This is a genomic window from Peribacillus sp. SIMBA_075, assembly GCF_046534585.1.
The window spans coordinates 80,141-93,805 of the sequence record NZ_JAWRYN010000005.1 but is presented as its reverse complement, the minus strand read 5'-3'; the positions used below and the strand labels follow the sequence as shown (position 1 = coordinate 93,805).

The window sequence follows — 13,665 nt, the reverse complement described above, 5'->3', positions numbered from 1 at the left end:
GATTAACTAAATGTATGGAGTGATTACATAAAAAATTAATATTTTTAAGTGATAATTTTGGGTTTTGTTTCCCCAGGAAATAATCGTCTTTAATGTATAGTTTTATATAATTACCCAAATCAAACCCAATTTATTTTACATGAGCAGAGTAGTTGGGTTTCGTTCTTATTTAATTCCAATCACTAATCTAGTTCCTACAGCTTCAGTAATAATGGATGTCAGATTATTAATTTTGAGATTACGTACGTTCAATAAAAGCCTAATTGCTTCCACTGAAGAAATTGGACTATCAAAGAATCGTTAAAATTAACGATACGGCGAAGACGCTTAATTGTTTCATTAAACTTTAAAGTGGTAAATAGATAGTATCAAACTAGCAGGGAGGTATTAAAATGAGAGTTCTGGTAATAGGAACAGAGGACATGACCGGAGAGCACGTTGTAAAACAGCTGGCAGACAGGCACCATAACCCGGTAGCACTGGTAGGGGCAGAAAATAAAGTTGAGGAAATGGTTAAACTTGGAGCACGAGATGTAGTTTCTTTGGAAAAAAGGGATTTTTCCAGTGCTTTTTCAGGCTGTGAAGCAGTGATCTACCTGAGTAGTGCCAGTCCCCGGACTGGGGAAGGCAAACCAATACTGGTGGACCATCAGTCAGTAATAGACTCAGTTGAGGCTGCTAAGAAACATGGGGTGAAGCGCTTTGTTCTGATGAACACCATGCGAGCAAAAGAAATGGAGAGCAAGAATTCTAGTACAAACGGTGTCAAGTACCACTCAGAAGAGCTATTAAGACAGGAAAAGCTTACATATACGGTCATACGGACAAGTATGCCTGTGGATAAGCCGGGAATAGGTAAAGTTGAAGCTGGACAATCAATTGTGCATGACAAAGGCGAGATACCAAAGGAGGATATTGCTTCTGTATTGGTCAAAGCGCTGGATACTAAAGAAGTATATAATAAAACGTTCCATGTAACTTCTGGAGAAATTCTGATTGATGAAGCACTCCAAAGATTATAGATTACTCGAGTAACTTGCACAAAAAATAAGAAGCAAAGGGTGATAAAATGTCCAAATTAAAACATTACCTTCCTACAGTTTTAAAAGGATCTGCCGTTTTAGGGACAGTTGCGGCCGCAGCGTACTTGTACCGAAAGGATGATACACAAAAGCAACATTCAATCCTGAGGAATTTCCCCCTAATAGGCCGAATTAGATACATGACAGAGCAAATAGGACCTGAACTTAGGCAATATTTATTTGAAAATAATAATGAAGGCACCCCTTTCTCAAGAAAGGAATTCGAGGATGTTGTAAAAGCAGGAAAATATAAGGAGCGTTTAATCGGATTTGGATCGGAACGTGACTTCAATGAGGCTGGATACTATATTCGAAATAGTATGTTTCCCAATCTTCGGGAAGAATTGAGAATAGATAATAGCCAAAAAATCAATACAAAGGTATATGAAGTAGATGAGGAAGGTCTATTGACCAGAAAGGAGAAGCGGGAAGATAGACAAATAGAACCGTACTTTTTACGAGACGAGGATGCTATCATAATCGGAGGGGACACATGCCGGAATCCCTTTAAATTAAAGGGGCTCGTAGGACAATCTGCAATGAGCTACGGTGCACTCGGTGAGAATGCCATCACTGCACTGTCGAGAGGATTAGGGCTTGCAGGAGGAACATGGATGAATACTGGTGAAGGTGGTCTTTCCAAATATCATCTCTCCGGAAATCCCGACATCATAATGCAAATCGGTCCGGGACTGTTTGGAGTAAGGACAGCAGGTGGGGAGTTCTCCTGGGAAGAATTCAAGAAGAAAAGTGAAATCGAGCAAGTAAAGGCATTTGAAATTAAGCTGGCACAAGGTGCCAAAATCAGAGGTGGGCATATTGAAGGGCAAAAGGTGACAGAAGAAATTGCCCAAATCCGCCTCGTGGAACCTGGCCAAACGATCAATAGCCCTAACCGGTTCTATGAATTCAAGAATTTTAATGAATTGTTCGAATTTGTGGAAAGAATGAGGGATGTAGGCGGAAAGCCCATCGGTATCAAAATTGTTGTGGGGGATCTTGATGCACTTGAGGAAATGACGAAAAACATGAGAGATACAGGTAAAGGGCCTGATTTTATCACGGTGGATGGCGGAGAAGGCGGAACTGGGGCAACCTATCAGGAGCTTGCAGATGCAGTCGGACTCCCAATTATGTCAGCCTTGCCACTTGTAGATGAGATGTTAAAAAAATATGGTGTACGTAACAGGGTCAAGCTGATTGCATCTGGCAAGCTGACTTCTCCAGATAAAGTGGCGGTCGCTTTAGCGATGGGGGCAGATTTAGTCAATATAGCCCGCGGTTTTATGATTAGCGTTGGCTGCATCATGGCTGAAATCTGCCATACAAACCATTGCCCTGCAGGAGTAGCCACAACTGATTCAAAGTTGCAGGATGGTCTGGTTATTGAGGAAAAACAATACCGAGTCGCCAATTACGTGATTTCCCTTCGCGAGGGGCTATTTAACCTTGCAGCTGCCGCAGGTATAGATACTCCGACCAAATTTGAACGAAAACACATCGTTCACAAGGATGAGTGGGGAAGAGTTTCCCCTGTCCGGGACATCACCCTAACTCCCGAAAAAGTGGAGAAGTTAAGAAATAAGGAAAAAGTGGAGAAATAGAAAGTTGTTTTTAAAAAAATGTTGAAGAAAAACGAAATTTGTAGCGATCATTGGTATGTTAATGATTGTAGGAAAAGGCGTGAGTGCATCCAGATCAGATGATATTATTGGAATTTCCTTTGGATTAATCGCAGCTGCATTTTATGCAGCGTTATTGCTTTTAAATAAATTTATTAAAAATATGGGAAAGTTAGAGCTGACCATCATTCAGCCTGGAACAACCACATTACTTCTAATGCCATATGTTTTCCTGACTGAAGGCTTTGGTATTTTTGAAGTATCAAGTTCTTCCACTCCTTTTATTTGAATTTTAGGGATCATCAATACAGGGATTGGATTTTGGTCATTTTTCCCTGGTATGGAAAAACCAAAAACGCAGAGTATAGCTATACTAAGTTATGTAGCTCCATTTGTAGCTATATTGATTTCTGCAATTATCTTGCTAAATCAAATGACAATCGTTCAAATGCTGGGTGGGATATTACTATTAGGCTCTACATTTGTTAGTGAAATTAGATCAGTCAACTTATCAAAACAATTAATGAAAACACCAGCTGAACGTTAAAAACAGTGGGAAGCATTCATTTCCCACTGTTTTATATTTTAGGCTCTTTTCGTAAAGATTGTTGTTTTTAAAACGAAACTATTTAAGGTTGATTGGAGCGGAAGTGCGAGACTCCTGCGGGAGCAGCGGGACAGGTGAGGCGTTTACGCCGAGGAGGCTCACCGCCCGCACCAAGGAAAGCGAGCATCTGGAGGGGAAATCAACCACAACTCACTACCTGGTAAATAGCAACATAGTATGTGAAAACAGCCATATTTTAAAATGTTTTTAGATAAAGGGTCTAATTTTTATGGATATTTCAATATTATTTTCAAATCCTTCTTTCTTTTCCACTCAACAGTTTAATGCGATTTTCTAACAAATACTTGCTTATTCGCAGGATTTCATAATCTTTGTTTTAGGGATAATGATAGCTCGATTGTATAACGGCCTTTAGTAAGGCAGATTTTAGAAAGGACTTGGAAAAGTTCAATATACCTACTCTTATTATTCACGGTGACTCTGATGCAACTGTACCTTTTGAGTTAAGTGGAAAACGTACATTTGATTCCATTCCTGGTAGTAAGCTCGCTCTAATAAAGGGTGGTCCGCATGGATTAAACGCAACTCACCCCAAAAAGCTGCTAACATTTCTAAAAGGTTAATATAGAAGAAACTCGTCAAAAAAGGAGCCTTTGCCCAAAGTGACAAAGGCTTACTTTTATATTTATTTCCCATTTCCGGGCAGCCAGTCAAACTTGAATTAACCGGGGTGGGATTTCTATGGCCCTCTCAGGTCTAATGATTGTCCTTATTTCATCTGCTGATCGCCAAAAGGTGGATTTTTATTGCAGACTGGCCTTTCATTTTGGCCATCCTTCCATGGGGGCTGCACTTGCAGCAGCTGTCCTTGTTACAGGAGGCATCGCCTTCGTTTGGCTCAGGGCTCCGCACTTTGCAAGAGCTCTGGTCGGATTTCGAAATCAGCTCTTCCTGCCGGTAGCGAATCTGATCCGCGCCTGGCTGCTGCTTCTGGCAGATACCATCGGAAGAAACATACTTGAACCCAAAGGTATACCTGCGGGGATTATGATCGCTTTAATAGAGAAGTAGGAGAAAAAGCACAATTTTTGTAAAAGCTGAAGATGTCTTCAGCTTTTTTGTTTGCCTCATCTTCTTCAAATCTCTGGCGCAGCGCAGATTGGAACATAATATAAGCCCGAACTGCGATATATAACGATACATGCACTTACACAAATCCTACTTAAGCATGATTGACTTGGTTTTTTGATTTGATATAGTTTTAGGATGCTAAAGTGAGAAGATAAGATCAGACTAAAAAAAGAGCCTTCTGCGAAAGGGGGTGCCTCCTGTGAAAAGTATACAAAGCCGTTTATTGATCATGCTGCTGATTTTCATCGTTCTGCCCTATTTCCTGTCCGTTTTTTTCATCTACACTTATACAAAAAACAGTGTGGAGCAGTATGAACTTGAAAACAGCCGGGAGCAGCTTCAGAAGAATGCGGATGAACTGGAGCAGTATTTTGACGACATGATTGATTTTCCATATATTCTGTACCGCAACCCAGATCTGTTTCGGATTTTTAATAATGGCTTCGAAGACTCCATTTATTTCAGCCCTATGACCATGAAAAAGAGTCTCGAAACCTTTTTTCTAATGAGAAAAGAATTCCGGCAAATCCGTTTCTATATTGCTAAAAACAATGAGTCATTTACTGTCTATAATGCAATGATCAGCACACACAGGTATCAGCCGAATTTTCTTAACCAGGACCCGATCAAACAGCTGTATACATCTGACTCACAATATTTGATTGAGCCGCCCCACACTCTTGAGAATTACAATAATGCAGCCATTGTTCCAAAATCGGACAAAACGATGGTGATGACTTTTCACCACAAAATTATAGACGTTCTTTCTAAAAAGTTTCTTGGGATGATTACAATCGACATTGATTTGGGCGAGTACGCCCGCATTTGCAATAACCTTGTCCAGGGAGACGAATCTTCTGTTTTGCTTATTGATTCAAAAGATCGCGTCATGTATGCGAACGATCGAGCCCTGATTGGAAAACCTCTTCCTACCGATGAAAAGCAACGTCTTGAGGGGAATAGGAGCCGGCATGATGACGATATTATCTTATCAAAGGAGTTATCAGGGTCACTGAACGGCTGGAAATTGATTAAGGTCATGTCGAGTAAGGCTTTATTTGAAGATGTCAGGAAAACCGCCTATACCAATATCCTTGTCGGCATCGGCGTAGGAATACTGGGTTTGCTGATGATATGCATTATCTCAAATAGGATTACCCGTCCCATTACGAGGCTGAGCAGCAAAGTCCGCTCCATTGAAGGCGGAAATATGAATGTCCCCTTTGATGATACCAAAAGCGATGAAATTGGCCATTTGGAGTCACACATGAAGGACATGATGAACCGGATCAATTCCCACATTGACCGAGAATATAAGCTTGAAATTGAAAACAGGAAGAACCAGTTCAGGGCGTTAAAATCACAGGTTAATCCTCATTTTTTGTTTAACGCTTTACAATCCATCGGCGCTGTTGCCCTCAGGTCGAATGCACCAAAGGTCTATCAATTGCTGACTTCGCTGTCCAAAATGATGCGCTACTCAATGCAGGCAGATCAATGGGTAAGGGTTCGGGATGAAGCTGAGTATACAAAAGCGTACCTCTCCCTTCAAACAGAGCGTTTTGGTGAAAATGTAAGTTACTCGGTCAATATCGATGAATCCATTTTGGACATGACAATTCCAAGTATGATTCTGCAGCCCCTAGCAGAGAATTACTTTAAACACACGTATGAGGAAGGTTACAGCAACGCTCATTTATCCATTAACGGGGAAAAACAAGGAAACGATCTGTGCTTTACTGTAGAGAATGATGGTCCGGGTCTGACGGAAGAAGAGCTTCAGACTCTACGGGAACATATCTATACACCCCCTTACGAAGGGACTTATTCGCATGAACATATAGGCCTGAAGAATATTCGTGACAGGCTGCTTCTAGGGTATGGACCAAGTGCAGAAATGAAAGTAGATTCTAATGACGGACAAGGGGTTTCCGTCAGCATGAGGATCCCGATAAAGACCGACCTTGGGAATGATAAAGACTTACTTCGGGAAAGGAGATGAACACGGTGAAAGCACTGATTGTCGATGATGAATTCAATGTGCGGGACGTCATACGCCATTTAGGCAAGTGGGAAACTTACGGCATCACCAAGCTATTGGAAGCGAAAAATGGCCATGAGGCAAAATCACTGATTGAGAAAGAACGCCCTGAGATTATCTTTACAGACGTGAAAATGCCCGGTATGGGCGGAATCGAACTGATTGAGTGGCTGGATTCCATTTCCTATCCGGGGAAAGTTATTTTCATTACTGGATATAACGATTATTCCTATATGCGGAAAGCCATTCAGCACAGCAGCTTTGATTACCTGCTGAAGCCGATTGAGTATGAGGCGTTCAATCATATTCTGGAAAAATCGGTACAAGCCTGGAAGGACGACTTTGAACATGCTGAAGTGCTGGAAGATGTGAAAAAACTGCGGAGAAACCAGTTAGCCACTGCGATATGTCTGGGGGACCGTTCAGATGCAATCAGCCTTGCCGAGTTTCTTCCTGAATCGGAGGGCTATAAGCTGACACTGCTCTCCTTTTACCAGATGCACAATCCGGATCTCTATATTCAAAAGCTTTCAGATGAACTTACGGACCGCAAATTAGGAAATGCGTTTTCTCTGCAGACGGATCTTAACCTCTGCCTTGTTATCACCATTCACAATCAATGGCTCTCCGTTGAGGAATGGATCAGCCAGGAGTTCGATATCCCTGTAAGGCTCGTAACTGAAGAGCAGGTCGAAACTTTATCGGATATCAGGACCTCGTTTCAGGCTCTGCAGAAAAAGCTCGAGGAACAAAACTTCCGATCCATCCACCGTCTGGATGAAATAGATGCCGCTCGCCGCATGGAAGACATGGTTTCCTATGTTGACATGTATTATATGGAGGATTTGAGTCTGGAAAAGCTGTCGAATGTTTTCTTCTTAAGCCGCGAGCATATCTCAAGAAAGTATAAGCAAGAAACCGGAATGACCCTGTCCAAATACATCACGGAGCTTAGAATCAGACAGGCAAAGTCGTGGCTGCAACAAAAAGACAAAAGCATTTACTCCATCTCGACCATGCTTGGCTATCAAGATGAAATCTACTTTTCAAAGCTATTTAAAAAGGTCGTCGGCCTGACGCCTTTTGAGTTCAGGAATAAGAACGATCAACATGAATCTAAAGGGGTGACATGATGAAAAACAGGTTTTTATCCCTTTTGTTAATCGGAGCCGTCAGCCTGTCTCTTTCTGCTTGTCAGGACGAAGCCCCACCAGAAAAAACGGAAAAGATAGAGCGGAAAATCACGCTGGATTTAAGGAATCCGAAAGTGGAAATCTCCACTCAATTTGAAGAAATGACGCGTGCTTATGAACGGGAAAATCCTCACGTCAATATCAGGGTACATACTGTTGGAGGCGCAATGGATGACCTCGCCGACCTAAAAGCCGAAATGGCGACCGGCACTGGTCCGGATATCTTTACAAACAGCGGCTATGAAAATGCCAAGCTATGGCGGAACTATCTGGAGGATCTCTCAGGGGAGCCCTGGATTAATCAAGCATACAAAGAAGCCCTGACGCCGGTCACATTGGACGGGAAAATTTACGGAATGCCGGTTAACCTTGAAGGGTATGGCTTTATCTATAATAAGGATCTATTTAAACAAGCCGGCATTACTGAACAGCCCGCCACTCTTTCTGAACTGACAGCAGCTGCCGAAAAGCTGCAGAATGCAGGCATTACTCCCTTTGCAACAGGCTACTATGAAGACTGGGAATTGGGCGACCATCTAATGAATGTTGCTTTTGCCCAGCAAAAGGATACTGATGCTTTTATAAGAAATTTAAATAACGGAACGGAAAAAATCAGTACCAATCAAACATTCAAGGATCTCCTTGCACTGCTGGATCTCACCATAAAGTACGGAAATGATAATCCACTGTCAACGGACTATACAATGGAAGTGAATCTGTTTACCTCCGAAAAAGCAGCCATCATTCAGCAAGGCAACTGGATTCAGCCGATGATCGATCAAGCTTCGCCTGACATGAACCTTGGTTTTATGCCGATTCCGATTAATGACCGACCTTTAAAGGAAGCCCTTGTCGTCGGCGTTCCAAATTATTGGGCCGTAAATAAACAGTCCATTCCTGAAAAGAAAAAAGAAGCCAAGAAGTTTTTAAATTGGATGGTGATGTCAGAACAAGGAAAACGGTTCATGACGGAAGAATTCAAATTCATTCCTGCGTTTAAGAACATTAAAACTGATGATATAGGGCCGCTCGCAGAAGAAACTCTTCGAAATTACAAAGATGGAAACACCGTCCCATCTAACTGGTCTCACTTCCCTGTTGAAATTAGAGAGGAATTCGGAGCCGCGACTCAGCTCTATGTCGGGAAACAGCTGAACCGCCATCAGCTGCTCAATGAATATCAGAAGTCCTGGGAGAGGTTTTCGAAGGAATAGCCTCTTGCCGGGGCTTTTTTTGCCTTCCGCAATTACGATATCAATATACGACTAAATTCCAATCAATATGTGGCATACCTCTCTTTTCAGGAATCGCCTATAATTCTATTGTACTAGCAAACACATAAAACGAGGAGGAAGACTTATGAACTTTAGCAGGCTTGCCAAACAGGCAACAGCAGGAATACTCAGTACTGGCATTCTATTAAGCGGTACTGTTACCCAATCATTTGCAGCTTCAAAGGATCCGGCAGATTACAAGGAAACGTACGATACTTCACAAATCACTCGATCAGCTATGAAAGATATGATTAATCAGCACGGTGATACTAGATATGCCGTTCCTAAGTTTGACGAATCCACAATTAAAAACATCCCTTCTGCAAAAAAAGTAACGAAATCAGGCGAAACCATTGATTTAGATGTGTGGGATACATGGCCATTGCAAAACGCTGACGGGACTGTTGCAGAGTACAAAGGATATCATATCGTTTTTGGATTAGCAGGCGATCCTAAAAACGCGAGCGATACGTTCATCTACATATTCTACAAAAAAGTGGGCGACAACTCCCTTGATGCTTGGAAGAATGCTGGAAGAGTATTTGATGACAATGATAAAAACGTTCCAAATGATCCTTACCTAAAAGAGCAAGCCGAAGAGTGGTCAGGTTCTGCAACCTTCACTGAGGACGGGGAAGTTCGCTTATTCTATACAAACCGGGAACCGTATATACCTGAGTCAGGAAACTATGGTAAACAAACCTTGACAACCGCTCAAGTAAACCTCTCAGAGCCAGATTCTGAAACATTAGAAGTGGATGGTGTTGAGGATTACAAATCCATCTATGAAGGCAAAGACAGCAAGTACTATCAAACTGTAGATAAATTTGTAGAGGACGGAAATTCCGCTGATAATCATACCTTCAGAGACCCTCACTATGTAGAAGACAACGGCCGCAAATACCTTGTATTTGAAGCAAATACGGGTACAGAATATGGCTACCAAGGCGAAGAATCGCTATACAATCGAGCTTATTATGGCAACAGCAATAATTTCTTCCAAGGTGAAAAAAACAAACTTTTGCAAAGCCCTAAAAAAGAATTAGCTGAACTTGCAAACGGTGCAATTGGAATTATTGAAGTAAACGACGATTATACATTGAAAAAAGAAATGAAGCCATTGATTGTTTCAAATACGGTCACAGATGAAATCGAACGTCCAAACATCTTTAAAAAGGACGGCAAGTGGTATTTATTCACAAGTTCAAGAGGATCAAAAATGACCATTGATGGAATCGGTAATCAAGATATTTACATGTTAGGCTACACGTCAAATTCCTTAACTGGCCCATATAAGCCATTAAATAAAACGGGCATCGTCCTGCATCAGGATCTAGATCCATATGACATCACTTGGAACTATGCACACTATGCGATCCCGCAGGCTGACAGTGATAATGTTGTAGTGACTAGCTACATGACAAACAGAGGTTATTTTGAAGACAATAAATCTACCTTTGCCCCAAGCTTCCAGCTTAACATTAAAGGGGAAAAAACATCAGTAGTAAAAGACAGTATTCTTGAACAAGGCCAGATTACGGTTAAGTAATTACCAGTGAAAAGAAAAAGAAAAAGAAAATGTCAGGAAAACTTGGCATTTTCTTTTTTCTATTTTAAAAGAGGAAAGTGGTGAGTTTAAGTGAACAAAAAGAAATATAAGATGGTTGGATTATTCGTTCTTGGATTATGGATGGTTATTAGCACAGGAATTTTGATTCATTCATTTTATAAAACAAACGAAGCTAATCAGCCAAATAAGGTAGAAAAGCACTCTTACCGGGCTGCCTATCATTTTACTTCTCCTGATCATTGGAAAAACGATCCACAGAAGCCCGTTTACTATGAAGGAAATTATCATTATTTTTACCTCTATAATGGAGATTACCCGGATGGCAATGGTACAGAATGGCGACATGCCACCTCTAAAGATTTGATTCACTGGAATGATGAAGGAATTGCCATTCCAAAATATACGAATCAAAATGGGGATCCATGGACAGGGTCAGTCGTTATAGACACGGAAAATACAGCTGGGTTTGGAAAAGGGGCTTTTGTGGCGATCGCAACACAACCTTCTAAGGATGGCCAGAAACAAGAACAATTTCTATGGTACAGCACGGACAAAGGAAATACGTTTACCTCTTACAGTGACGAGCCTATTATGAAAAATCCAGGAACGAAGGATTTTAGAGATCCAAAAATCATCTGGGATAATACAAATCAAAAATGGGTCATGACCTTGGCCGAAGGATCAAAAATAGGTTTTTATGAGTCTAATAACCTGAAAGATTGGCGCTATACGAGCAGCTTTTCCACTAAGAACATTGGAGTTTTAGAGTGCCCTGACCTTTACCAGATCCGCGCTGATGACGGGACAGTAAAGTGGGTGCTGGGCGTCAGTGCAAACGGAAAAGCAGCAGGGAAACCCAACACCTATGCATACTGGACAGGAACGTTTAATGGAACGGAATTTCTTCTAGATAACCATGAACCCCAATGGCTAGACTACGGTTTCGATTGGTATGGCGGAGTATCGTTTGAAGATGGCAAGGCAAGTGACAAATTAGACAAACGCTATGCCCTCGCTTGGATGAATAACTGGGCCTACGCCAACAATACGCCGACATTAAAAGAAGGGTTTAACGGAATGGATTCGATCGTCCGTCAAATTGAACTAAAGCGTGAAGGAGAGAACAAGTATTATCTTTCTTCACAACCTTCAGAAGCATTAAAAGAATTGACAAGCTCAACGAATTCTTTTGATAAAATCGAAGTGGATGGCTCGGAAACACTTGATGTTAAAGGAGATGCCTATCAAATAGAGGCAGATCTCTCATGGTCGGATTTTAAGACTGCAGGATTTAGGCTCAGGGAGTCAGATGATCAAAAACGCCACGTTGACGTAGGCATTTCTGCAGAAGGAAATTACTCTTATGTCAATCGGGTATTCACAGATCAACCTGACGAAACGAATCAGCTGGTTGAAAGTACTGCACCATTTGATGTCAGTAAGAAGAAGGTTCATTTAAAGATTCTCGTCGATAAAACGAGTATTGAAGTTTTTGTGGATGATGGAAAGGTTGCTTATTCAAACTTAATATTCCCTCATGCTGAAGATAAAGGAATTACTCTCTTCTCCGAGGGCGGCAAAACGATCTTTAAGAATATGAAGGTTACACATTTTGATCCGATTAATTGAACCTCATCTTGGCAGATACCTTTCATATGAGTACACATACATTCTTTTATAAGAAATGACTCCTTCAAATATGTACATTTACTAAAAGGGTACCACCACATCGCCATCAAGCTAAGCGCGCAAGAGATAATATAAAAGTGTGTTCTCTTTAATTTGCTAAGGTAACACTAAAAATGCTCATGACAAAAAAACCATCAAATAGTTTTTTTAAAAAAATATTAGGCAGCTTTAAGTTTTTGTGACAGACGTAGAAAAACTTTTGATAATTCTTTGGCGTCCTTTTATAATCCTTGATAAAACAATAAATAATGGTCTTTTATCATATAGATGGATTTATATTCACTTAACTCCTTCTTTTTCTTATCTAAAAGTAACTGACGCATTCTAAACATCGTAGATGAACAGAGTAAAATGCTAATAAGTTGCCCATACAAGTGACACTCTAAGCGTTCCCTCTTAATCTCTATGCACTTGTCAATTTGAAAGAAAGAATTTCAATCTGCCAACGTAACGAATACAGTTCATGAATATGTTCCGTTAGAACGTCTTCTAAAGAAAGATTTGTAATAATATGTTCATTCCACTTAATCGTTTGCTTCGGTCTTTATAGGTAATGCCCTTCTTCTTTTCTTTTTTTGCTTGTTCTTTCAATCTTTTCTCTGTTTGTACCTCAGTTAGTTTATTAATAATCACTCGGGCGGGTAGTTTTTGAACCCTGTACAGAGAATGTGTGAAGTATTAGAAATCCCAAGAAGCAGCCATTATCAGTCTCTTCAACTTGTCGTATCCAATCGCGAACAGGAAAACAAAGAATTAACGAATAAAATGAATCTCATTTACCTGGAAAGCAAGGGACGATATGGTGCTCCTAAGATACATCAAATCCTATTAACCAAAGGATTTTCCCTCAGTCTAAAGCGTGTTCAACGCTTAATGAGCAAGGCGAGTATTCGTTCTATCACGAAGAAAAAATACCGTCCTTAGCCATCTAAAGAAAAAGTTATTCAGTTAGATAATTTGCTTAAACGAGACTTTACCACCCAAACCATTAATGAGAAATGGGTAGCTGATATTACGTATATCCACACGTTAAAAGACGGATGGTGTTATTTAGCTTCTGTATTGGATCTTCATTCAAAGAAAATAGTTGGGTATTCCTTTTCACGTTCTATGACGACAGAACTGGTCATAAAAGCTTTCGATAACGCTACTCTTCACAAAAGCCCTCGGAGGGCTTAGTTCTTCATACGGATCTTGGCTCACAATATACAAGCAGTGAGTTTACTCAACATACCCAGAATCATCATATTAAGCAATCCTTTGGTAAGAAAGGTTGCCCGTACGATAGTGCCTGTATTGAATCCTTTCATGCGATATTAAAAAAGGAAGAAGTCAACCACGTCCAGTATCTAGATTACCAAACAGCTAAATTAGCGATATTCCAATTTATAGAAGGTTGGTATAACCGAAAAAGAATTCACAGCAGCTTAGGATATAAAACTCCACAAGCTATTGAAGACCAAATTAGAAATGCAGCTTAAGATTTAATTTTTTT

Annotated in this window: 7 protein-coding genes and 5 pseudogenes; 11 read left to right on the top strand and 1 reads right to left on the bottom strand. The window is 40.7% G+C overall.

Going from position 1 to position 13,665, the window contains the following annotated elements; all coding sequences use genetic code 11:
* Positions 1-392: 392 nt before the first annotated feature.
* From SB775_RS06285 to SB775_RS06240, 10 genes and pseudogenes are all read left to right on the top strand, one after another.
* On the top strand, positions 393-1,022 hold the full coding sequence (locus SB775_RS06285) for an NAD(P)H-binding protein (protein ID WP_410860905.1): 630 nt from the start codon (positions 393-395) through the stop codon (positions 1,020-1,022).
* Positions 1,023-1,069: 47 nt separating this feature from the next.
* Positions 1,070-2,686, top strand: coding sequence for an FMN-binding glutamate synthase family protein (locus SB775_RS06280; protein WP_410860903.1), 1,617 nt, complete (start codon positions 1,070-1,072; stop codon positions 2,684-2,686).
* 40 nt (positions 2,687-2,726) lie between these two features.
* A pseudogene (locus tag SB775_RS06275) lies at positions 2,727-3,251 on the top strand (EamA family transporter); the annotation flags it as partial.
* A gap of 413 nt (positions 3,252-3,664) precedes the next feature.
* Positions 3,665-3,895 (top strand): annotated as a pseudogene (locus tag SB775_RS06270) (alpha/beta fold hydrolase); the annotation flags it as partial.
* A gap of 80 nt (positions 3,896-3,975) precedes the next feature.
* Positions 3,976-4,343, top strand: a pseudogene (locus tag SB775_RS06265) (iron chelate uptake ABC transporter family permease subunit); the annotation flags it as partial.
* A 259-nt stretch (positions 4,344-4,602) separates the two neighbouring features.
* The gene (locus tag SB775_RS06260; RefSeq protein WP_410860901.1) at positions 4,603-6,405 is read left to right on the top strand and encodes a cache domain-containing sensor histidine kinase; all 1,803 of its coding nucleotides are present in this window, start codon (positions 4,603-4,605) and stop codon (positions 6,403-6,405) included.
* A 5-nt stretch (positions 6,406-6,410) separates the two neighbouring features.
* Positions 6,411-7,577 carry a response regulator gene (locus tag SB775_RS06255; protein WP_410860899.1) on the top strand — a complete coding sequence of 389 codons (1,167 nt, stop codon included), beginning with the start codon at positions 6,411-6,413 and terminating at the stop codon, positions 7,575-7,577.
* Entirely contained in the window at positions 7,577-8,851 is a 1,275-nt protein-coding gene (locus SB775_RS06250; protein ID WP_410860897.1) for an ABC transporter substrate-binding protein, read from the top strand. Before SB775_RS06255 ends, SB775_RS06250 begins: the two co-directional genes overlap by 1 nt.
* A 145-nt stretch (positions 8,852-8,996) precedes the next feature.
* Positions 8,997-10,460 carry a glycoside hydrolase family 68 protein gene (locus tag SB775_RS06245; protein WP_410860896.1) on the top strand — a complete coding sequence of 488 codons (1,464 nt, stop codon included), beginning with the start codon at positions 8,997-8,999 and terminating at the stop codon, positions 10,458-10,460.
* Positions 10,461-10,601: 141 nt separating this feature from the next.
* The gene (locus tag SB775_RS06240) at positions 10,602-12,110 is read left to right on the top strand and encodes a glycoside hydrolase family 32 protein (RefSeq protein WP_410860970.1); all 1,509 of its coding nucleotides are present in this window, start codon (positions 10,602-10,604) and stop codon (positions 12,108-12,110) included.
* 284 nt (positions 12,111-12,394) lie between these two features.
* Here the strand turns inward: SB775_RS06240 and SB775_RS06235 are convergent.
* Positions 12,395-12,821, bottom strand: a pseudogene (locus tag SB775_RS06235) (transposase); the annotation flags it as partial.
* 6 nt (positions 12,822-12,827) lie between these two features.
* Here SB775_RS06235 and SB775_RS06230 point away from each other — a divergent pair.
* A pseudogene (locus SB775_RS06230) lies at positions 12,828-13,651 on the top strand (IS3 family transposase); the annotation flags it as partial.
* Between the last annotated feature and the right edge of the window lie 14 nt (positions 13,652-13,665).

Coding starts and splice junctions, on each gene's coding strand:
- SB775_RS06285 (WP_410860905.1), top strand. CDS start 393: ATGAGAGTTCTGGTAATAGGAACAGAGGACATGACCGGAGAGCACGTT.
- SB775_RS06280 (WP_410860903.1), top strand. CDS start 1,070: ATGTCCAAATTAAAACATTACCTTCCTACAGTTTTAAAAGGATCTGCC.
- SB775_RS06250 (WP_410860897.1), top strand. CDS start 7,577: ATGAAAAACAGGTTTTTATCCCTTTTGTTAATCGGAGCCGTCAGCCTG.
- SB775_RS06245 (WP_410860896.1), top strand. CDS start 8,997: ATGAACTTTAGCAGGCTTGCCAAACAGGCAACAGCAGGAATACTCAGT.
- SB775_RS06240 (WP_410860970.1), top strand. CDS start 10,602: ATGGTTATTAGCACAGGAATTTTGATTCATTCATTTTATAAAACAAAC.